This window comes from Paenibacillus sp. cl6col, assembly GCF_900102125.1.
In the GTDB taxonomy this organism is placed as follows: Bacteria; Bacillota; Bacilli; order Paenibacillales; family Paenibacillaceae; genus Paenibacillus_B; species Paenibacillus_B suaedae.
This window is the reverse complement of sequence record NZ_FNAZ01000002.1, coordinates 411,774-433,707: the sequence shown is the minus strand read 5'-3', so window position 1 is coordinate 433,707 and position 21,934 is coordinate 411,774. Positions and strand designations below refer to the sequence as shown.

The window sequence follows — 21,934 nt, the reverse complement described above, 5'->3', positions numbered from 1 at the left end:
CGATAACATAAGTAGAACTCTATTATATCAAAAAAAGAGCGGGGACTCACGCGCATTTCACGCGGTCACCGCTCACTCGTTCCCAGCCATGTACTCCGCAAATCCTCATGCTCATCCCATATCCATTGTGCACGTATGCGATGAGACAGCGCTTGAATAGCATGCTCGGCCTGCACCGATAGGCTGTCATCTCTCCATTCATTCCTGCACTTCCTCACTTCTCTCAGCAAGTCGTCCATAAGCTCTAACGCCAGCATGCGCATAGGTTGTCTTCCTGCATCTGTGAGATAATTATCGCGCCTTGTCGGATAAGCATGGAATGCTTGAATCACCTCTTCACGCACACTGTCGCGCCTAGTCAGCTTTGGATACACCACTGCAACCGTACGGAATAAGGTTAGCACCTCTAACGCCAGGACCGGCGTCATAATAAAGCATGGAAGTGTTCGGTATTCAAATCCGCCCTCACCGCCATGATCATGTTCGCGCACATCCCCATACGTCCCATACCCTGGACGCCTCCTTAATGAACCCGCTGGATTCTCAAGAAGGGCCAGCGGCAGAGCTACATAAGTATCCAACGCTCTTATCAAGTCTGAGGTTAGCAAAATTCCACTAACATGGATATGCCCTCCAAGCGAGAACTTCCCTGCTGGATGCGATCCACCCAGCCATACGAGCTTGGAATCCTGCAAGTGAGAAGCACGCTTCTCTGCAATGATACGGTCTGCAAGCTGCATGGCCCTGCACAAATGCTCCACAAGCTGGGCCGGACGCTCAGCAGGTTCCGGACGAAGCTCCATAAGAGGATAGATGACACGTCCTTGCAGACGCACGGCATCACAACCTGCGGCCCCACCCTTGGGCAAGTACCGAACAGCGGGGACGATCTTCCCGGCATGGGTATCATATAGAATTAATTCTACATCCATCCCAAGCTTCAGTTGTGTTCCCTTGTTCCGAATTCGTGAATGCTGTATTGTCTCCTCATGCCATGCTGCAGCATACCTCTCCCGTACCCATGATGGAATTCGCTGCGGTATAGGGTCGATATGCACGATTACATCACCCAACTGTGGCTCATCCAGCACACCCGCTGGCAAGTCTGTCATTCCCTCCACGGCAGAAGATGGTGTGCAGCGCAGCGTAACCGCAGCGATGTCCCAGCCTACTGCATATGCAGCTCGCAGAGCCAGCCGGGCAAGCCGGCGATAAGGCGGCTTGGACCAATCATCAAGCGCACGATACATGGGAAGACCCTGCGGAGGACTTGAACTCTGTGCGGCAGCAACGATACGACAGCCATTGACCCAGAAGCATATAGAACGAACGTAATGCTGGCCCGAATTCGGCGGCAATTCATCTGCCCACGTAGCCCATTCGGCAACAGGCAACCCCCATAGCTTCAAGCGTTCACGCATGGTGCTTGAGCGCCAACTTGCAGCATAGCGATTGAGTACGATTGCGCCCTCTTCCTCCTGACGATCCACTACTCTCTCCGCATTCTCCCGATTCCGCTGTGCCATACTGCGCTTCCACCATACGATTAATTTCCCAAGCTCCTGAGCAGCAATTGACCTAGCTCCGGCTTGCACATATCTCGTATTGGAGACCGCCTTCACATTATACTGCTTCCACATGTTGGCGGCTTCCCGATCATCCGTTATGACAACCACGCTATCTTCACAAGCAAGGTCTCGGCTCAACGTCGCCTCCCCCTTCGCATCCAGCATATATGATTACATCCTGATTAATTCACATTGCAGCTATGAGGCCAACCAACAACATTACCTGAATTTTTGTTGCGAATCCAAAAAAAAGGAGGGCTCCCGCCCTCTACAATCTTTCCTTTACTGCATATCCTGTGGGTATATCATCAAGTTTGTAAGCACAGGTTTTGCAGCAGCTCACCCACCATGCGCATGTTGGTTGAGAGTATCCTCAATAGGAAATGAGAAACCGCCGCAAGCGGTCAGGGCCTGCGGCGATGATTACAACTCCTCATCCGTCAAGTCCGGTTCCAAGTCGTCGAAGCTCTCATCCTGAACACTAAAGTCAAAATCCTTGTCTTCGAAATCATTGCACCCGTCCTTACAAACGAGAACACATACCTTTGTCTCTGCAACCATTTCCACAACGAATTCCCGCTCAACACGAATAGTCACACCACGTCCATGCGAAGATACACTCGCTTCAACGCAGTTCGGTTCCTGAACTGCTTCCGCAGATACCTCAACAGTGGAAGAACGATGCTTCGGATCAACATACGACAGCGGAACGAGATCTACATACGACACCGTTTCTTTCGCAACGTCAGTTTGGGAATTGTTGTCGTATGAATACCAGATGTTGATATCGTAAGTACCAATTACTTCAATGCCGTCTCCTGCCCGCACCGATTCATATTGATGGTTTATGAGCCAAGCCCCCAATATGCTTGTCGGATGATTAGGCGGAGAGACGGTATGTGTGACGACAGAGAACTTACGACCTTTGCCGCAGACTGCTTTCGTGATGATTTCCCGGCAGTGGTGTTTTTCTGTGTTTGCCATCCTGTGGACCTCCTCCATACAATCATTCAATTAAAGTGTATGCAGGACAGTCGTCTAGGGTGACAACAATTTTTTAAGAGTGAACGCATTTTTTGAGAGTCAACATATGCTGGCCTGACGCGGGTTACACGCCAAGTCGAAGTTGTTTCTTATCTCTTTTCGCTATCTTCAAATATTGTTGAAGCTCGCGAATTACTTGCAAGACGGCTGCACGCACTTCAAATTCTCCACGTGTAACAGGCAAATCCATTTGACGGAATACCTCGTCCAAATCATTCAGAAGCTGTTCTGTCTTGCCCGTATAATGCGGCTCCTTCACATCCTCGCTCAATTGATCGAATACATCTGCTACTAAATAGCACTGAGGGAATGATTGATACACTTGAGAGAGCAGCTGAAGGATTCCCTGCACATTTTCCAGCTGTGCCTTGCGCATGTAGAAATAAATCAGCCACTGCTCATCGGCATGAATATCATCCGTACGCATGAGTCGATTCTCCAAGGCCTTCGAGGCAATAAAGATTCCTTCATTAACTTTTTCATCCGCATCAATAATTTCGTGTCCATCCCATACATAGGTTGTATCCCTTAGATTGGAGCTAATTTGTGTGAAAATCAGGGAAAAGTAAGCATCGACTTCCTTCTTAATTCGGACAAGCTTATCCTCTTCATTCGGCATATACACCAGATTGACGACACTGGCTGCACCAAGTCCAATGGCCAGCAGAAGCACTTCGTTCAACACGCCATGCAGCGTTAAGGTTCCTGCGCCATAGATATGGAACACAACGACTGAGCTTGTTACGATTCCTTCCTTGAAATTAAGCTTAGCGATAATCGGGAATGCAACTAATATGTATAAAGCCAGCACCCATAGCTCGAAACCGAGAAGCCCGAACAATAATGAAGCTAGCAGCAAGCCGACAACCGATGCCAGAAATCGCGCCGACACGGTCTTTATGCTGCGCTTGCGGGTAACATCCACTCCTAATATAGCTAGCAAGCCCGCTCCTAGCGGATTCACTGCTCCTGCAAGGTTAGCAACGATTATCGCCAATATTGACGCGATCGCTGTCTTAATGACACGAATACCAACAAATCCGAACACCATGTGCGAGTACGCTCCTTCAATGAGACCCTTATGTAATGTTATCTTCTTATGATACATGTTCATTATATCGACTCGGATGACGTGTTGCAAAAAAAGGGGAATGCCATTCATTGGCATTCCCCTTTCACTCCATATACACTTCGGCAAACCACGAGAACATATAAAGATTACGTACGATTCACGATTTTCCGCTCTACGAACGCAACTGCTTTATACATTAGTGTAGCCACAATTGCGATAATGACAAGCGATGACATAACCAGTGTAAAATTAAACACTTGAAATCCATATATAATCAAATATCCAAGCCCCACCTTGGATACAAGAAATTCACCAACAATTACACCTACCCATGCAAGCCCGACATTCACCTTCAGCGTGGACACGATCGCAGGAAATGAGGCCGGCAGAACGACCTTGCGAAATATCGTCCGCTTCCCGCCCCCAAATACACGGACAACCTTGATGTAGTTTGGATCGACTTCCCGAAAGCTATTGTACACAACAATGGTTGTTATGATTACGGTGATGGATAAAGTGGTAGCCACAATGGCTGTAAATCCCGCTCCAAACCCGACGATGAACAAGGGGCCAAGCGCAACTTTCGGCATGCTGTTGAAGACAACCATGTACGGATCTAGCACTCGCGCAAGAAATTCTGACCACCAAATGAGCACGGCAAGCAGAGTGCCGAAAACAGTACCGAGTACAAAGCCTACAATCGTCTCACCTACTGTCATCCCTAAATGGGGCCAAATGGAACCGTTCATGACATCCTGCACAATTTGCGCGCCTACCTTGCTCGGATAACTGAATAACAGAACATCGATCCACCTCAGTCGGCCTGCTAGCTCCCAGAGCGCTATACAGGAGATTAGAATGATTAGCTGAGTCACCGTAACTGATGTTGACAGTGCACGTCTGCGTGCGCGATATTGCGCATAGGTCGATGCTACTAGCTCCTTCGTATTATCTGAGGGATGGGGTATGGGCGGTGAATCATCAAGATCCGAATGTCGGCTCATTGCTTTCCCTCCGATCTGACGCCTCAAGTTCCTTCCACAAGTCATGGAACAGATCATTGAATCCTTCCTGCTCACGTGCATAGAAGGGTTGGGAGTTGCGGATTGACTCTGGTATGACGAATGTTCGCCGAATGCTGCCTGGATCACGGTTCAACACAATCACCCGATCACTAACGGCTATTGCCTCTGACAGATCGTGGGTAACGAGAATGGCCGTCTTATTTCGTAGACGCAAAGTTTCCACGACCAAATCCTCCAATTGCAGCTTCGTCTGGTAATCCAAGGCAGAGAAGGGTTCATCCAGCAGCATAAGCTCCGGTTCCGTCGCAAGCGTCCTGACCAGTGCAACACGCTGCCTCATTCCACCGGACAGTTGATGAGGATACAGCTTCTCTGTCCCTTCGAGCCCCATTCCGTTAAGCAGTTGAACAACTCTCTCCTTCATCTCAGGGGTTAACTGTTTTGTCAATTCCAGCCCCATGCATGCATTGTCAAGAATCGATCTCCAAGGGAAGAGATAGTCCTGTTGAAGCATATAGCCGACATGAGATGAGGTACCGCTCACTCGCTGACCATTTACATTTACATATCCGTAGGTTGGCTTCATCAGGCCAGCGATAATGGATAGTATTGTCGTCTTTCCGCAGCCGCTCGGCCCAACCAGACTAACGAACTCGCCCGGCATGATGGAAGCGGTTAGTTCATTTACTGCCAGCTTCGCTTCTCGATCTGTCACATAGACATGAGTCACACGGGATAGCTCTACTGCAGGTATCATTGAGGCGCCTCCCTTCGAATGAGCGTTATGGGCATCCGTCATTTCACCAGCTTTATCGCTTTCTCGGCAAATTCATTCGTAACGATCTGCTCGTGATGTACACGAGATTTCAACTCCCCTGCCGAATCTAGCACATCCAGCAGATTGTTCCATTCCTGCTCATCCAGGACTGGATCTGCGGCATACGATTGTTGTTCCTTATACCGCTTAACCGCACTTGCGACAATATCCCGGTCAGCATCCTTGAAGAATGGCAGAATAACATCGGTAATCTCTTCAGCGGACTGCTTCTCTGCCCATTGCTGCGCTTTATAGATCGCATTCGTGAACTTCTGTACAGCATCCTTGTTCTTAGAGATATAGCTTTGCTTAGACATGAAGGCCGTATAAGGAAGCTTGCCGCTCTCTACACCGAATGAGGCGACAACAACCCCCTTGCCTTCTTTCTCAAAAATAGAAGCCTGCGGCTCGAATAGCTGTACATATTCGCCAGTCCCTGAAGCGAATGCTGACGCAATATTGGCGAAATCAATATTCTGAATGAGCTGCAGGTCTTTGTGTGGATCAATGCCATGCTTCTTCAGCGTAAATTCACCTGCCATCTGAGGCATTCCGCCCTTGCGCTGTCCGAGGAAAGTACTTCCCTTCAGTTGATCCCAATCGAAGCCGTCCTTTTTCTCACGGGCAACGAGGAACGTGCCATCTGTTTGCGTGAGCTGCGCAAAATTAATAACCGGATCCTCAGCCCCCTGCTGTGCAACATAGATGGACGTCTCTGAGCCAACAAGCGCTACATCAATTCCCCCTGAGAGCAGCGCTGTCATTGTCTTATCTCCGCCAGAAGTCGTCTGTAGATCAACGTCCAGTCCTTCCTCCTTGAAGAATCCCTTGCCAAGCGCCACATACTCAGGGGCATAGAATACAGAGCGCGTCACTTCTCCTACCTTGATCTTCACTAAATCACTGCTTGAACCACATCCACTAAGCACCAGCACAGCAAAAACTACGATGGCCAAGGTACCTATTCGCCACTTGTGTCTCATCCGATATCTGTCCTCCTTATCTGGAATGGGTATACCATGGAACCTGTTCGTACTCTTCTGAGTCAATCTGCTCGACCCATAATCGCGTAAACTCTTACCTAATTGAACCTGCCCTGTTGTTCGGTTATTGCATTGTATGCACCCATTACTGAAATGGTTATTCGCCCGACCCTAATCAAATGGCAACGCTTGAAAAAAGCTTATCCTCCATCGTTGCGATTGAGGTGCTCCCTGCCGCCGAATGAGTAGTATAAATCATAAAAAAACGCAGCCCCACCCGGGACTGCGTTCTACATTCAAAATTGATTCGGTTACATGCCGTAAACTTCATTCGTCTTCTTCGTCAAATAATCGACCAGATATTGCGGGTTCAATGCCTCTCCCGTTACCTTCATAATGATCTCGGATGGAGTCAAAAGCTTCCCGTATTGATACACTTGTTCCGTCAACCATTGCTTAATTGGCTCCAACTGGCCATTTTCAACGAGGGTCTCTAAGTTAGGAAGCGCGCTTTCCATCGTATGCATCATTTGAGCGGCATACATGTTGCCAAGGGAATACGATGGGAAGTAGCCGAATCCGCCGCCTGACCAGTGCACATCCTGCAAGACCCCTTCTCCAGCATGGCTCGGACGCACGCCCAAATAAGACTCATATTTCTCATTCCACACGCGAGGAAGCTCCTCAACAGGCAGATTCTCATTGAACAGCATCTTCTCGATCTCATAACGGATAATGATATGCAAATTGTACGTCACTTCATCTGCATCCGTACGGATTAAGGAAGGTTCTACCCGGTTAATTGCACGGTAGAAGGTATCAACATCCACTTCGTTCAATTGCTCTGGGAACAGACGCTGCAATTCCCCGTAGTAACGATTCCAGAACGGACGGCTGCGGCCGATCATGTTCTCCCAGAATCGGGATTGCGATTCGTGAATGCCCATTGATGTTCCGGTTGACAATGGAGTGCCATCGAATTCCTTAGTGATGTTCTGCTCATACAAGGCATGGCCACCTTCGTGCAAAGAACTGAATATCGCACTCGCCGCATCATCCTTCTTATAATGCGTCGTAATACGAACATCGCCTGAGTTCAACCCGATCATGAATGGGTGAACGCTCTCATCCAAGCGCCCTGCCTCGAAGTCGTAGCCCATTTCCTTCAGCAAATACAGGCTGATTTCCTTCTGCTGCTCAATTGCATAATCGCGATGCAGAAAATCATGAACCGGTTGTTCCCCTTTCTCCTGCACAGCATGCACAAGCGGCACAAGACCTTCTTTCAGTTTACCAAAGATGGCATCCAGCTTCTCCACCGTCATTCCTGGCTCATACATATCAAGCAGCGTGTCATAGCGCGTGTCCTTCACGCCCCAATAGTCGATCAATTGCTGCGTCTTCGCTACGATGTCACGCAAATACGGAGCGAACATTTCAAAATCAGCCTTTTCCTTCGCTTCCTCCCACATCGTCTCTGCATGCGAGGTTAATACGACATATTCTTGATACAGCTTGGGAGGAATTTTGCGGCTGCGGTTGTATTCCTTACGCGCATCTGTAACCATTTTACGATCTGCATCGGACAGTTCGCCGAATACATCAGCCTGCTCCAATGCATCTAAACATTCTCCCATCTCATCCGATACGGACAGCTTGAACATATCCTCGGACAATGCTCCGATTGTTTTAGAACGCTGTTCAGCCCCCTTGCGCGGAGCACCTGTACGCAGATCCCAATGCAAAATGCTTAATGCTTCACCATAACTTTTCAGTTTCGTTGTTATATCCCGAAATTTCTGCAAGATTGCCTCATTTTGCGCATTCATGCCTATTTCACCTCGAATTATGTATAGTCTTCCTTCTTGATGATACGCGGTGAAAACGATATAATCAACATTCGAAAGCGATTATGAATAACGATTCGTATTTTGGAATCATTGTTACATTTCTATTTGTACACTTACTCGAACATGTCAAGCCATAAAGGAGCAGATTCGATGTCAATTTGGATTCAAGTGACTGAAGCTGCCGAAGAGCAGCTCAAGCAGCGTCTCAGCTCCGCAGATGGCGGAATTATCAAGCTTGTACACGATACGGAAGGCTGCGGCTGCGCCGTCAACGGCGTGCCCGCCATATGGATCGCCCCGCAGGCTGACGCAGATGACGTGCAACTGCAAAGCAATGCCCCGCTTGACATCTACATGAACCGGCATCACATGGTGTTCTTTGATGAGAAATTGAACCTTGATGTATCGGGGACAGGCGGCTTTTACAAGCTGAGCAGTGCACAACAAATTTATTCAACACATGTCGCATGCAAGGATCGACGTGACAACAAGTGAAGCGTCAACATGCAAGGGAGGGAAAAACATGTCCAACATGTCCAACATTTTAGATTTCAACCGTGAATTCGTCGAGAAACGCGAATATGAACAGTACTTGACTGACAAATTCCCCGACAAGAAAATGGTCATTATCACATGCATGGATACTCGACTCGTCGAGCTCCTTCCAAAAGCAATGAATTTGCGAAATGGCGACGTAAAAATTATTAAAAACGCAGGTGCAATCATTTCACAGCCATTCGGAAGTGTTGTGCGCAGTGTGCTTGTCGCTATTTATGAACTGGAAGCCGATGAGGTTATCGTTATCGGACACTATGGCTGCGGGATGACTGGCTTGAACTCTCAACAAATTATCGACAAAGCCAAAAAGCGCGGCGTTGAAGATGTTGTTCTGGATACGCTGACGAACTCCGGCATTAAGCTGCACCACTGGCTGCGAGGCTTCAATGACGTCCATGAAGGGGTAATGAACAGCGTACAAGTGCTGCGCAAGCACCCGCTTCTTCCTTCTGACGTTCCTGTGCATGGCATGGTCATCCATCCAGATACGGGGGCATTGGAATGGGTTGCAGACGGATATCGCTTCTTGGAAGATAAGGATACCGAACCAGGGCATGGGCAGCATTCGCCCTCTGCTACTCGATAATCCCGTTACATAAACACGGGCAAAGCTCCTGTACCAGAACCAACTTGCGTTCTGATACAGGAGCTTTTTTGTTATTATTGTCAAATATCCCATATATGCTTGACCTACGAAAGAATGGACACCCAGTGACCCGAGGCAACCTCGACCAATCGGGAACGATCCAGCTGATACGGATCGGATTCCCCCAATTCTTCCATGAATGCACGTGGCTTCCGCATTTCGATCTGCGGATCTGGTACAGGAATTGCGGCTAATAATGACTTCGTATACGCATGCTGCGGGTTCGAATACAATACTTCGCTTTCTGCCAACTCTACGATTTTGCCGCGATACATCACAGCTACCCGATCACTAATATGCTTGACCATAGACAGGTCATGTGCAATGAACAAGTAGGTTAAGCCAAGACTTTGCTGAAGCTCCTGCATCAGCTGCACAATTTGGGCTTGTATCGATACATCAAGCGCTGATAGTGGTTCGTCACACACAATGAATTTCGGTTCTACCGCAAGCGCTCTAGCGATTCCGATGCGCTGACGCTGCCCTCCAGAAAATTCATGCGGATAACGCATAGCATGAGATGGCTCTAGCCCAACCATATCGAGCAGCTCCTCTACCCGCTTCTTCCGCTCTTGCTTGCTTGAGACCAATCGGTGAACATCCAGCGCTTCACCGATCAGATCGATAACCTTCCATCTCGGATTCAATGACGCGTACGGATCCTGAAAGATCATTTGCATATGCCTGCGAACGATTTTCATCTCCTGTGCTGACAATCGGTTTACCGACATGCCCTGATACAGCACATCACCGCCAGTCGGCTCATGCAGGCGCAATATCGCTCTTCCTGTCGTTGATTTGCCGCAGCCGGATTCGCCCACGACGCCAAGCGTCTCCCCCTCTTGGATATAGAAGCTAATATCGTTAACTGCCTTTACAATATTCCCTTTGCCCAAATCAAAATGCTGCTTCAGGGAACGAACCTCCAGCAATGGACGTTGATCAGCCGACCGAGGACGAACGAATGGGGCAGACTTCACCTTCTTCTCATGTAATCGGGGAAGCGCGTTCAATAATTTTAGCGTATATGGATGTTGTGGATTGGCGAATAGCTCTACGGTCGAGCCTTCCTCCACAATCTCTCCTTCCTTCATGACGAGCACACGATCACACATCCCTGCTACGACACCAAGGTCATGCGTAATGAGAATGATTGAAGTACCAAATTCTCTCTGCATATGCTTCATAACACTCAAGATCTGCGCCTGAATTGTTACATCCAGTGCAGTTGTCGGTTCATCTGCAATAAGGAGTGCCGGCCTGCAGGCAAGGGCGATAGCGATCATCACTCTTTGACGCATGCCGCCTGAGCATTCATGAGGATAGTGAGAATAACGCACTTCACTATTGCGGATCCCAACCATCTTCAACATGTTGATCGCTTCCGCCTTTGCCTGTGCAGCTGTCATATCCTGATGCTTGATCAAGCTCTCTGCAATTTGACTTCCAATGCTCATCGTGGGATTCAACGAAGTCATCGGATCTTGAAAAATCATCCCGATGTGACGTCCACGAACATTCTCCATGTCGGACTCTGAATAAATCGCCACGTCCACACCTAAGAAAATAATCGTACCACTCTGCTTTGATGCTATCGACGAAGGCAGCAGGCGCATGATGGATCGTGCAGTAACGCTCTTGCCACTCCCTGATTCGCCCACAATTCCGAGTGTCTCGCCTGGGTTGACCACAAAGCTTACGCCTCGAACCGCATGAATCTCTTGCTCCCGATTCTGAAATGCTACCGATAAATCCTGAACTTGAAGGATATGCTCCATGCCCGCTCTCCCGTCTATCATAGTGATGAATAGGTTTGCTAACAGTTCTTGACAAAACCTTGAAATAAAATATACTATATCCATCGGAATTATACAATTTAAAAGTGAAGGAGGTGCTTATACTACATGCAAATGGAATATACTGAAGCGCCTAAGCTTCCAAAATGGACAGAGACAATCAGCCACAACTATACAAAATTGAGCCTGAATCCAATCTATGCACGCCTTGCCATACTGCTCGGCTTGCCTGTCCACCTTGCGGCATACATTATCTATCAGGTTAAACGAAGGGATGATAACGTCCAAGCGGCACGAGATTTGGTCACGCAGGAACTCCTCGCTTCCGGTTACAAAGAGAAGCTTCAAGCCGACTTCGAGGATCAACTACGCTGCAAGCATCGCTTCTTCGGTGAGAACATAGACAATCTCCAGTTCAATCGCCAGGTTCACAAGTTGACTGAAGAACAATTCCGCCAAGCCGTACAAGAACATACCCTTAAGCAGCTTGACCAACGACTCCATAGACGCACTACCTACTCTGACACCTTTCAAGCCTTGCTTCGATACCCGCTGTTTATCATCTTGACCTTACTTCCCGGATTTCCGATGTATCTGCTTGTGCTCTTGTATCACAACGCATATCTCAAATACATATTTGAGCGATTGATGATGAGTCTGCTTGTAATTATCGGGGTCTCTATTGTCGTATTCACCATATTGAAGCTGTCCCCATTCCATCCTGCAGTTAATATTTTGGGAGAAACGGCGACAGCGGAGCAGATCGAGGCGTTCAATAAGATGCACGACTTGGATCAACCCTTTTTCATTCAACTGTGGAACACATTAAGAGGCATCGCCACATTTGATTTAGGCAGTTCATTTGCAGGCAACGAAGAAGTATCACCTGCCATCGCAGCCAAATTTCCAATTACGTTAACGCTAACAATTATTTCACTTGCACTTGCTCTCCTCATTGCACTGCCGATCGGCATCATTTCTGCAACACGACCTAATACATTGTTCGATTATACGTTCATCTTCATCGCATTGCTCGGTTTATCAATACCCAACTTTTGGCAGGGGCTGATCTTTATTCTCAACTTCTCCATCCATCTGAAATGGCTGCCTGCTACCTATAATCCGAATAATTGGCTGTCTGTCATTATGCCGGTCATTGTACTTGGAACAGGATTGACAGCATCCGTAGCCCGCATGACCCGCGCTTCTACTCTTGAGGTGATTCATGAGGACTACATAGTAACTGCTAGAGCGAAGGGGCTGCACAATCGGCAGGTACTGCTCCGGCATGCGGTAAGAAATGCCCTCATTCCGATTCTGACGGTTGTGGGATTGCAATTTGGAGCAATGCTTGGAGGAGCTGCAGTTACTGAAAAGGTGTTCAATATTAGCGGTATCGGCAGTTATATCATCGATAAGCAGTTCATTCCTGATATTCCCGCCATTATGGGAGGTGTTGTCTACACGGCGATTACGATATCACTGGTCAATTTAGCGGTGGATATTATGTACGCCTTCATTGACCCACGGATTCGTACCAAGATGAAACAATACTAAAGCAGGTGAATCATGAACAAATCACTAGACAAACGATGCGATAACACAAACCGACTGAAAACAAACAGAGGATATACGTACGCCAGCTTCGCGACCATCGTATCATCCTTATTGTCTCTACTCCTGCTGGTGAACAGTTATGATGTAACAAAACAAGCTGTACGGCATTATGTATTCACCGCTGCTGTCCTATATATCTTCTTCACCTTGCTTCAGTTGGGTGTCACGATCAAGATTAAGCATGATATCAGCAGAAGCGGCGACATCAGAACCTCTACGCGATCTGTCGGTTATCTGTTATTACTAAGCCTTCTCACTGGGAATGTATTTATTGCAGCCGCCTCCCTTCATTTATTGAAAAGCAGAGCTTCGCTGCATTATTCATTAGCTGTATACATGCTGCTTACACAGTTCTTTGTTATCGGTGTCTCTGCTCTAAATCTTTTTAAGCCCTATGTGGCCGATACGTTCCCAGCGGCGATGCTGATCCTGCTCGTGATCGCCATTTTTCAACTCATAATCCTCATTCTAATAGCTTGCGGCATTATACAGAACCGAATACAGCCATGGATACGGATCGTTGCGATTCTACTCCTGTTCACAGCGATTACCGGGAATTTATTCGCTCTGCTGCTTGGAGTCATGCTGCTTCTGAACAATCGGTATGATGAGACTGGTGCGAAATGGAAGGAAGTATGGGAACGAATAACACGGAATGCAGCAGCCATGTCAGGGTTATTCTTTATCCTCTTCTTGTTCTCGATCTCGATTTGCAGCTTCTTCACCTTCGACTACAGCATCGCTGTGGAGAATGATTACAGTTCGATTCTGCAAACACCGAGCCTTACCTACCCGCTCGGCACCGACAACTTTGGCAGATGCCTATTTTCGAGAATTATATTTGGAGCTCGTATTTCACTCATTGTCGGAATCATTTCCACAGCAATCCCTGTCATTGTGGGCGGTGTGCTCGGCGCCATCTCCGGCTTCTATGGACGCCGGACGGACAATATCATTATGCGGCTGCTCGATGTACTCTACGCTATTCCAGGGATATTGCTTGCCATCGCCATCATCGCGGCATTCGGCGCCAACACGATCAATCTCATTGCTGCACTAAGCATCGGATCAATTCCGAGCTATGCCCGCACGATGAGAGCTAGCGTCATGGTCGTAGCTACATATGAATACGTAGAAGCAGCTAGGGCCCTTGGTCAACGGAAGTTGGCAATTATATTCCAGCATATTGTACCGAATTCACTTGCCCCGATGATTGTGAAGTCGACACTTACAATCGGTGGCGCAGTTATTTCAACAAGCAGCTTAAGTTATTTAGGACTTGGCGTTGAGCCGCATATCCCAGAATGGGGCAACATTTTGAAGCTTGGCAGCACTTATCTTGAGTCGCATTCATATCTCGCTATCTACCCAGGCATTGCTATCATCGCACTTGTATTGTCCTTTAACTTCCTTGGCGATGGAATACGGGATGCACTAGATCCGAAAATGCACTAAGGGAATGCGATTATTTGGCCTAATATAGGCAAAAATGTCCGCAAGTCATGCTGCAAAAATATGCGCACGAACAAAGAAGTCAGAATCATAAATACGAAATTATGGGAGGGAACTCATATGCTATCCAAAAGCAAGTTCTTCATCTTACTATTGTCTGTACTCGTGTTAGTAAGCGGATGCTCGGTAAGTACGAAATCCGATACCGTTGGCAAAGAGCCTGCCAAGAGCGCTGAAAATAAACCGCAAACAGAAACAGGAGCACCAGTGACCATCGAACTGCTGGGCATGAGCACTGGCGAATCCGATCTTAACATCATTCGTGATCAACTAACCAAAAATGGCTTCAACGTGAAGCTGAACTTGCAGCCGGATTACGGCAGCTTCAAGGCTCAGAAGGAAGCTGGCAACTATGATATCGCACTGTCAGGCTGGACCACCGTAACGGGAAATCCTGATTATGCCGTACGTTCCCTATTCAAATCAGGAGGAGACTACAGTATCCTCGCTGATCCGGAAATCGATGCATTGATCGACAAAGCGGCCTCACAGACCCCTGCGGAGTTTATCGAGACATACAAGCAATTGGAGCAGCGGCTCGTGTTTGATCAAGCTTATATTGCGCCCTTATATATTTCGTTAAAGAGCCAAGCTTACAATAAAGACCTGCTGAATGGAGATTCCGTGAGATTGTCCAAGTCTCGTTCCTTTGCCTGGGAGGATGTAGACTTTAAGGATACGTCCAAGCGTCAAGCAACTCCTCTCATTTTGGCGCAAGGATCTTCAACGCTGACCTCCCTTGATCCGATTAAAGGCAATGATGGATCGATCAACATGATCAATACGAATATGTATGTACGTCTCATTAATCTGACCGATGATGACCGCATCACTTCAGACGGTTCCTTGTCCTACAATCACGCAATTGCTGAAGGCAACTCGGATTATTACTTTATTTTGAGAGATGATATCCATTTTGCCAAAATTGAGAACAAGCTTGCTGTTGATACCGGCGAGCGCGTTGGAGCTGACGATGTTGTATTTTCCCTGAATCGGGCAAAGGATAAGAACTCTGTTCCCGATCATCGCACGTACAGCCTGCATGAGCATATTAAGTCCGTTGAGATTGTCTCAGATTTGAAGGAGCTGGTAACTGCGAAGCTCTCAGGAGGCAGTGACACAATTAAGACTGTGCTAGAGCAAGGACTTGAAAACAAGATTTCCTCACTTGTCACGAATAAAAATGATGCGAACAGCAAGACCGGCAAATATCAAGTTATCAAATTGACAACAACTGAACCTTTCCCTCAAGTATTAAATTATTTGGCCCATCAGTCGGCAGGAATCGTATCGAAGCAGCAGGTAGAGCGCATCAATACATACGATGTAGCGAAGTTCGATGTGAACAAGGACATTCCATATGGAGATCAGAATACAGTTACGGAAGGAAACAAATACAATAACGTACTGGTTACGAGCGGACCATATATCTTGTCCTATAAAAATGATTATGAAGCGATTCTATACAAAAATCCGGGTTACTTGAGAGGCACAAAGCATGAACCGAAAATCAATAAAGTCATTTTGCGCTTCATAAAGGATGCTGACAGCCAATTGGCCGCACTTCGAAGCGGTGAAATCTATGTCAACTATGGAGTGCCTGAAACAAAATTTGACCTTGTGAAAAATGACAGCAAGCTGTCCTTGCAAAGCATTGAGAGCAATGCAGTATCTTACCTGCTCTTCAACACAGCGAATCGAGAAGTAGCCAAGAGTGCAGACCTGCGAAAAGCAGTTCTATACTCTATCAACCAAGAAGACTTCTTGAAATTCTACAATAACCATATCTTCAAGGCAGCCTCGACGGTCAGCCCAATCGTAAAGACCGGGAATGAACTGAAGGCAGATCCTGAGAAGGTAAAGGAATTCTTAGACAAGTATCGAGTAGCGTCCAAATCCTAAATATCAATTCGAATGCAGCAAGGCTCTATGTCCTCCCCTTGTAAGAGACACAGAGCCTTGTTCGATCTCTGAACGGTACCATACTGCGTGTTCGTGTTTGCGGTGTCGTCCATCAAAAAAAGACCACTCACAAGAGCGGTCTACAAGATTATCAAATTATTAGGAAATGAGGTCATTCTGCATTACTGTATAAATAGACATGTTTGTAGTAAAGATGTTATATTCGTTCTGATTGACGGACTAAGCTTCCAGGATTCACACCATATTTGCGGCGGAAAGCTTCCGAGAAATAACTGGCATTCGAGTAACCCACTTCATAAGCGGCCTCCGTCACATTCAGCTTGCCCTGCTGCAGCAGAAACAGTGCTCTCTCCAGCCGCTTCTCTCGTAAATAGCCGAATACTGTTGCTCCGTACATTTCTTTAAAGCTCTTTTTCAGCTTGAAATCATTCAAGCCCACCATGCGAGACAACTCCAGCAATGAGGGCGGATCTGACATTTGCTGCACCATAATTTCTCTCGCCTGCTTAACCTTCTGCATATCCGTTCTACTCATCTTCTTCGTATGAGATGTTCTGGGATTCGAGAAGAACAGTTGGAAGGCTTCCTCTAATAACTCCATAGCACGGCATTCCAATTCAATATTTCGAGTACTGGACATCAAGGATGCTTCAAGCAGCTGATGCAAACGTAAGGTTGCATCAGGCGTAATCCGTTCATATTCACACCCATAATCTTGGCTGCCAAGTAGCTGCGAGAAATCCACCCTTCTCGTCCCATCACCTTCCTCCATAAAGTGATGAAAAGTGTGAATCGGAATACCAATACTGACCATATGATACGTCGTATTGCCAGTAAACTCAAACCTCGCATCTGCTTGTTTAATCAATTGCAGGGAGCATATTCCTGGGATGATTTCATTTCGCTCACCAGCTATGCTCACTTCCCTAGTCCCCTGCAAGCAATACTGAAGTTCAACCATCGCTGCCTCCGTTTGCAGCGATATGGTTCGCTCACGGTTCATCGTATAATTCGAGACAATAACTTCAATATCGGTACGCGGAATAAATCTTCGAATCGTTCCCTCACCTATGTGTGAAGGGAGCAGTAATTGTTCGTTGCGGTTCGAATCCATCCGCTTTATTTCAAGTCCGTCAAAAAATCGATTGAAATTATGATGAAAGTCGATTTGGCTCATCCCTGTACGCTCTCCATGTTAAGATGTAATCATCTAGTCAACAACAAACACCTAAGCCTTGTAAACGGCCGCTTCAAAAGTTCGCTGAAGCATCCCCGTATCCAAATGCTCACCGATAACGACAAGCACATCCTTCACCTCGCCTTGAGGCGCTATCGGAATAAATTCAGATTGACGATATGCAAATTGGAACATATAACGCTTCGTCGTATCAGTAAAGCTTACAATCCCTTTAGCACGATACACATTTGAAGGCAGCGTGGACAGCCAATTTTCAAATCGTTCACTGTCCACCGGCTCAGACAATGGATGCGTCCACGCTGTGACGAAATCATGAGCATGTGAATGAGAATGATGGTGTGAATCCTTCTTCGCATGCTCCACATGGAGATGATCATGACCATGCTGCACATGTGTATTATTCGTATTTTCGCTGGATTGTACATCATCTTCAACAAGCAATAACGATCCTCCTGCATGTACACAGCTCTGAATCCACAGCTCTCGTTCGACGACGGCATGATCAGTAATGACAAGGCTAGTGTGTGCATTCCATTGCTTCACATGCTGCTGTACTTTATCGAGCTGTTCAGCTGTTGCCAAATCAGATTTATTTAATAGGATTGTGTTTGCTGCTCGTACCTGTTCTTCCAGCAATCGCATCATCTTGCGGTTCGCTTTCTGGATGGCAGTCTCATCATCTAGCAGGTCTCCTAGATGTTTGGCATCGACAACCGTGACGATGTTAGTCAACACAATATCTGAATACAGAGAAACTTCGGTAATAGACTCGACCAGTTCCATCGGCTCTGCTATTCCCGTACATTCTACATAGATGACATCCGGCTGTTCTTCCTGTACAAGCTCATACAGCTTGGTGCTGAAGTCGCCGCGGAACGAACAGCATATGCAGCCACCGAGCATTTCCTTCATCGCCACTTCAGGCGGCAACTGCTGACCGTCCAAATTCACTTCACCAACTTCATTCATAATGACAGCAGGTGTTAGATTCTCTTCCGTGCTCCACTGCAGCCACTGCTTCAACAATGTCGTCTTACCCGTTCCTAAAAAGCCAGATAATATAATAACCGGTATAGCCCGGTCTCGATTATGATTTTGTTGTGATGTTCGCATTGACAATAACCCCGTTTCCTAATCATGCTTGCTCTCTCATCATACCCTCATGCTCTATGCGAAGCAACCATGCCACTTACGGGATCTATCCACATCCGATATGAGGGAAATAATAACTGCTGAGATCTTTCAAATCACACTTGATATTATGTATATTCTTACATATAATGGGGATTGTATCATTTGCATTCTTGCTATGGTTACAAGTTGAATGAAGTAGAAACGACAGAAGGGGTACATTGAAAGAAAGAGGAGGTGTTAGGGTTGCTGAATACATTGTCATACGGATTGCTAGGCCTTCTAGCTAGCGATTCCTGTTCTGGTTATGATCTTATGCTCCGTATCCAGCCGTTTTGGCCAGCGAAGCACAGCCAGATCTATCCGTTATTGGCAAAGCTCGAACGAGAGGGCTTGGTTCAATTTGTGCGAATTGAACAGCGGGACAAACCCGACAAGAAGGTCTATTCCATTACTGAACAAGGGAAGTCTGTTGTATTGGATTGGCTGGGCGAACCTCCTGCGGAGCAAATGACACGTGATGAGCTCAGCTTAAAAACAAAGTGCATTTGGATGACCGAGAAAGAAATCACGATTCCATTATTCCTAACCCGAATGAAACAACTGGAGACCAAAACGGCTTATTTTGAGAAATTGCTTGATCGCATCTCTGAGGAAGATCGCCATATTCGATCCAAGCATTTCGGCGACTATATCCTGCTTCATCGTGCAATTTCTCTTGCTGCCGCCCAAATTGAATGGTGCCGCTGGGTTGTTCAAATGTTAGAACAAGAGGATTCTGATTCATAAACATCTGGTTCCCGTCCGTGTCTTGGTATCTACAGACGGGATCCTTATTTTCCTGATCGTGTCGACTTTCTATTGGTGGTTCTAGCCTTGAATGCTTGCTGCCTCGCTTCGATGACGTCTGTCCGATCGCGCAGCAGGTGCTTGTCTCTAACCGCTGCAATTGATTGACTGCCATTCATACACCAAGTCCATCCCTTATCCGCACAAGATTGGATACATAATTCAAGCAGATATTGATCCTCTATTGGAAAGTTCCACTCCGAGTATGTGGAAGCTGCGTTTGTCATCTTGTTCTCATCTGTGAGTAATGCTACCCGTTCCTTCAATTCATGCTTCAGGGTCTCACCATTAATTCCAAGCGCCCCCCAGTCGATCGCTTCCGCATGTCCAAGTGCACTTGATAACATTTTCAATGTCCCTGCCACATTACCTCGGCGCTCGTGATAGAGGCCTACAGCAATTTGTACAAGAGCAAGCCACTGACGTTTCCGTTCCGCAGAGGGCTCCTCTTTCCAATACTCTTCCATAATTTCATGACATTCGAACCAGTCTCTTGGCCCATGGAAATGTGCCAAATATTCAATATACGCTTTTGGATATCGCATCGTATTCCTCCTACTATAAAAGCAGTCCTCGTTGCAATGAACTTAATTTCGTTTATTGTATCAATTTCAATATTTATTTGAAACCTCTTTTTACTCGAACACGTATTATTACTTGTCAACAAATATTACATCAATAGGGAGGCAATTCATGCGTAATAAATGGATCATGGTCGTTATGGCATTCTTCCTTATCTTCGCGGTAACAACACCGACGGTGATAGACGTGGCTGATGCCAAGCGCGGAGGTTCATTCCGCTCAGGAGTTCAGAAGTACAAGCCAGCTCCAAACAAGTCTACGAATCAGGTGAATCGTACGGACAACACCAATAAGAGCAATACATCAAGCACAGCACCGACACAGCAACGTGGATTTTTCAGTGGCGGCGGCCTAATGAAAGGCTTAATGATTGGTGGATTAGCTGGAATGTTGTTCGGCAGCATGTTCGGCAATCTTGGATTTCTGGGAGACATCCTTGGGCTTATGATCAACGTAATGGCAATATTCCTTCTCATCAGCCTTGTTATGATGGTAGTGAAGAGGTTCAGAAATAAACGCAACCCATCTACACCAGGTCCTGGGCGGTGGAATTAATGCAATTTCGTCTCTCTATGGACGAACTCATTAATGCTGTATGCCTTCACATCGCGATGCGCAAGCAGGTTCGACCCGAAGATGTAAATGTTGAGCTGTGCTGGGATGAAGAGCATGGATTCACAGCAGAAGTATGGGTGCATGATCGCTCCCAATACTTGATTGAGTCCAATCTGCTGGAAGCCATTGAACAGTACATGAGCAAGGAATACGGACAACGTGTATTCCGTCATCAGATTAAGCTTGACGTGGATGAGGAAATGTGGGCAGATATCGATACAAACCTATAATATAAGATGCAGCTATAAATAGAGCGGCAGCCCTTGAGTCATACGATGATGCATCGTTGGCCCAAGAGGCTGCCTTTTTTTCGTATCAAACAAAGAGCAGGAAGGATATTCGACTCTCAGTTAATTCGAAATGATAGTGACTCCTCCACTTGCATAACCTGCAATCGAAATTGGCTCTGTCAATCCAGTAGTCGTAACGGAGAATACCAAAAGCAAGCGAGTTTGAGGTGGGACTACGATATTCAATCCCGACAGCAACCCATTTACGTGTTCACCTAACGTAATAACTCCCGTCAATGATGGCTGCAGATCTACTAACGTTCCTGCTATTGGTGTAAAGATATTATCTGGCACAGTGGATTGCCAGAGTTGAGCATGAATCGTTAACGTTTGATTAACCCCACCCAAGCAGTCTAAGCAGAGCCCTGAAGTAACACTAAAGTATGCAGCTATACATTTAATGGTTCCTCCACATGGAACTGTAAATGCAAGATTTAAAGGTATCCCAGGTCCTCCGGTAAGGTCTATCGTAGGTCCAAGTACCGAAGGAGTTTGTGCGCTGTTGCCGAATCCAATGAGACCACCAATACCCGCTACTCCACAGAAACCAGTCGTTAGCAATATTGGTAAGAACGACGCAAATGGAATAATAGAAGGTGCCGCTGGACCAGTTGCTCCGGTAACTCCTGCTCCGGTGGCTCCGGTTACCCCGGCTACTCCGGTTGCTCCCGTTGCACCTGTCGCTCCTGTCGCTCCGATGGCGCCGGTTGCTCCCGTTTCGCCTGTTGCACCTGTGGCTCCCGTGGCTCCTGCTCCGGTTGCTCCTGTTGCACCCGTTGATCCGATGGCGCCGGTCGCTCCGGTTGCTCCTGTCGCACCTGTTGCTCCCGTGGCTCCTGCTCCGGTTGCTCCTGTTGC

At 47.0% G+C, this 21,934-nt stretch carries 20 protein-coding genes; 8 read left to right on the top strand and 12 right to left on the bottom strand.

Annotated elements, in window-relative coordinates; all coding sequences use genetic code 11:
* Positions 1 to 65: 65 nt before the first annotated feature.
* The 7 genes from BLS15_RS06135 to BLS15_RS06105 form a co-directional block, all read right to left on the bottom strand.
* Positions 66 to 1,733: a putative amidoligase domain-containing protein gene (locus BLS15_RS06135; RefSeq protein ID WP_090510488.1), complete on the bottom strand. Its 1,668-nt coding sequence runs from the start codon at positions 1,731 to 1,733 to the stop codon at positions 66 to 68.
* Positions 1,734 to 1,991: 258 nt separating this feature from the next.
* A complete protein-coding gene (locus tag BLS15_RS06130) occupies positions 1,992 to 2,552 on the bottom strand; it encodes an outer spore coat protein CotE (RefSeq protein WP_021253939.1) in 561 nt (186 codons plus the stop codon).
* A gap of 124 nt (positions 2,553 to 2,676) precedes the next feature.
* Positions 2,677 to 3,663, bottom strand: coding sequence for an aromatic acid exporter family protein (locus BLS15_RS06125; RefSeq protein ID WP_028533063.1), 987 nt, complete (start codon positions 3,661 to 3,663; stop codon positions 2,677 to 2,679).
* A gap of 167 nt (positions 3,664 to 3,830) precedes the next feature.
* A complete protein-coding gene (locus BLS15_RS06120; RefSeq protein ID WP_021253941.1) occupies positions 3,831 to 4,688 on the bottom strand; it encodes an ABC transporter permease in 858 nt (285 codons plus the stop codon).
* A complete protein-coding gene (locus BLS15_RS06115; protein WP_021253942.1) occupies positions 4,666 to 5,466 on the bottom strand; it encodes an ABC transporter ATP-binding protein in 801 nt (266 codons plus the stop codon). The genes BLS15_RS06120 and BLS15_RS06115 overlap by 23 nt, the downstream gene beginning before the upstream one ends.
* Before the next feature lie 38 nt (positions 5,467 to 5,504).
* Positions 5,505 to 6,509 (bottom strand): ABC transporter substrate-binding protein, encoded by a 1,005-nt coding sequence (locus tag BLS15_RS06110; RefSeq protein WP_021253943.1) that lies wholly within the window; start codon positions 6,507 to 6,509, stop codon positions 5,505 to 5,507.
* 311 nt (positions 6,510 to 6,820) lie between these two features.
* Positions 6,821 to 8,338, bottom strand: a complete 1,518-nt coding sequence (locus BLS15_RS06105) for a carboxypeptidase M32 (protein WP_021253944.1) — start codon at positions 8,336 to 8,338, stop codon at positions 6,821 to 6,823.
* Between the two features lie 171 nt (positions 8,339 to 8,509).
* Here BLS15_RS06105 and BLS15_RS06100 point away from each other — a divergent pair, with 171 nt between their 5' ends.
* The gene (locus BLS15_RS06100; RefSeq protein ID WP_021253945.1) at positions 8,510 to 8,854 is read left to right on the top strand and encodes an iron-sulfur cluster biosynthesis family protein; all 345 of its coding nucleotides are present in this window, start codon (positions 8,510 to 8,512) and stop codon (positions 8,852 to 8,854) included.
* Positions 8,855 to 8,882: 28 nt separating this feature from the next.
* The gene (locus BLS15_RS06095; RefSeq protein WP_021253946.1) at positions 8,883 to 9,503 is read left to right on the top strand and encodes a beta-class carbonic anhydrase; all 621 of its coding nucleotides are present in this window, start codon (positions 8,883 to 8,885) and stop codon (positions 9,501 to 9,503) included.
* A 104-nt stretch (positions 9,504 to 9,607) separates the two neighbouring features.
* Here the strand turns inward: BLS15_RS06095 and BLS15_RS06090 are convergent, their stop codons facing one another.
* A complete protein-coding gene (locus BLS15_RS06090; protein WP_021253947.1) occupies positions 9,608 to 11,341 on the bottom strand; it encodes an ABC transporter ATP-binding protein in 1,734 nt (577 codons plus the stop codon).
* A gap of 132 nt (positions 11,342 to 11,473) precedes the next feature.
* Between BLS15_RS06090 and BLS15_RS06085 the strand changes: the two genes are divergently transcribed.
* From BLS15_RS06085 to BLS15_RS06075, 3 genes are all read left to right on the top strand, one after another.
* A complete protein-coding gene (locus BLS15_RS06085; protein WP_036591133.1) occupies positions 11,474 to 12,916 on the top strand; it encodes an ABC transporter permease in 1,443 nt (480 codons plus the stop codon).
* Between the two features lie 12 nt (positions 12,917 to 12,928).
* A complete protein-coding gene (locus BLS15_RS06080; protein ID WP_021253949.1) occupies positions 12,929 to 14,431 on the top strand; it encodes an ABC transporter permease in 1,503 nt (500 codons plus the stop codon).
* A gap of 117 nt (positions 14,432 to 14,548) precedes the next feature.
* On the top strand, positions 14,549 to 16,390 hold the full coding sequence (locus BLS15_RS06075) for an ABC transporter substrate-binding protein (RefSeq protein ID WP_021253950.1): 1,842 nt from the start codon (positions 14,549 to 14,551) through the stop codon (positions 16,388 to 16,390).
* 217 nt (positions 16,391 to 16,607) lie between these two features.
* Here the strand turns inward: BLS15_RS06075 and BLS15_RS06070 are convergent, their stop codons facing one another.
* Positions 16,608 to 17,588, bottom strand: coding sequence for an AraC family transcriptional regulator (locus BLS15_RS06070; RefSeq protein ID WP_021253951.1), 981 nt, complete (start codon positions 17,586 to 17,588; stop codon positions 16,608 to 16,610).
* A gap of 51 nt (positions 17,589 to 17,639) precedes the next feature.
* Positions 17,640 to 18,722, bottom strand: a complete 1,083-nt coding sequence (locus BLS15_RS06065; RefSeq protein ID WP_021253952.1) for a CobW family GTP-binding protein — start codon at positions 18,720 to 18,722, stop codon at positions 17,640 to 17,642.
* Between the two features lie 264 nt (positions 18,723 to 18,986).
* Between BLS15_RS06065 and BLS15_RS06060 the strand changes: the two genes are divergently transcribed.
* Positions 18,987 to 19,529: a PadR family transcriptional regulator gene (locus BLS15_RS06060; protein ID WP_021253953.1), complete on the top strand. Its 543-nt coding sequence runs from the start codon at positions 18,987 to 18,989 to the stop codon at positions 19,527 to 19,529.
* A 44-nt stretch (positions 19,530 to 19,573) separates the two neighbouring features.
* Here the strand turns inward: BLS15_RS06060 and BLS15_RS06055 are convergent, their stop codons facing one another.
* Positions 19,574 to 20,134 carry a DUF309 domain-containing protein gene (locus BLS15_RS06055; protein ID WP_021253954.1) on the bottom strand — a complete coding sequence of 187 codons (561 nt, stop codon included), beginning with the start codon at positions 20,132 to 20,134 and terminating at the stop codon, positions 19,574 to 19,576.
* A gap of 148 nt (positions 20,135 to 20,282) precedes the next feature.
* Here BLS15_RS06055 and BLS15_RS06050 point away from each other — a divergent pair, with 148 nt between their 5' ends.
* Positions 20,283 to 20,726, top strand: a complete 444-nt coding sequence (locus BLS15_RS06050; RefSeq protein WP_021253955.1) for an import inner membrane translocase subunit Tim44 — start codon at positions 20,283 to 20,285, stop codon at positions 20,724 to 20,726.
* Entirely contained in the window at positions 20,726 to 21,016 is a 291-nt protein-coding gene (locus tag BLS15_RS06045; RefSeq protein WP_021253956.1) for a YxcD family protein, read from the top strand. The genes BLS15_RS06050 and BLS15_RS06045 overlap by 1 nt, the downstream gene beginning before the upstream one ends.
* A 120-nt stretch (positions 21,017 to 21,136) precedes the next feature.
* Here the strand turns inward: BLS15_RS06045 and BLS15_RS06040 are convergent.
* Positions 21,137 to 21,934: exosporium glycoprotein BclB-related protein (locus tag BLS15_RS06040; protein WP_090510484.1), on the bottom strand; the 798-nt coding region annotated here is incomplete at its 5' end.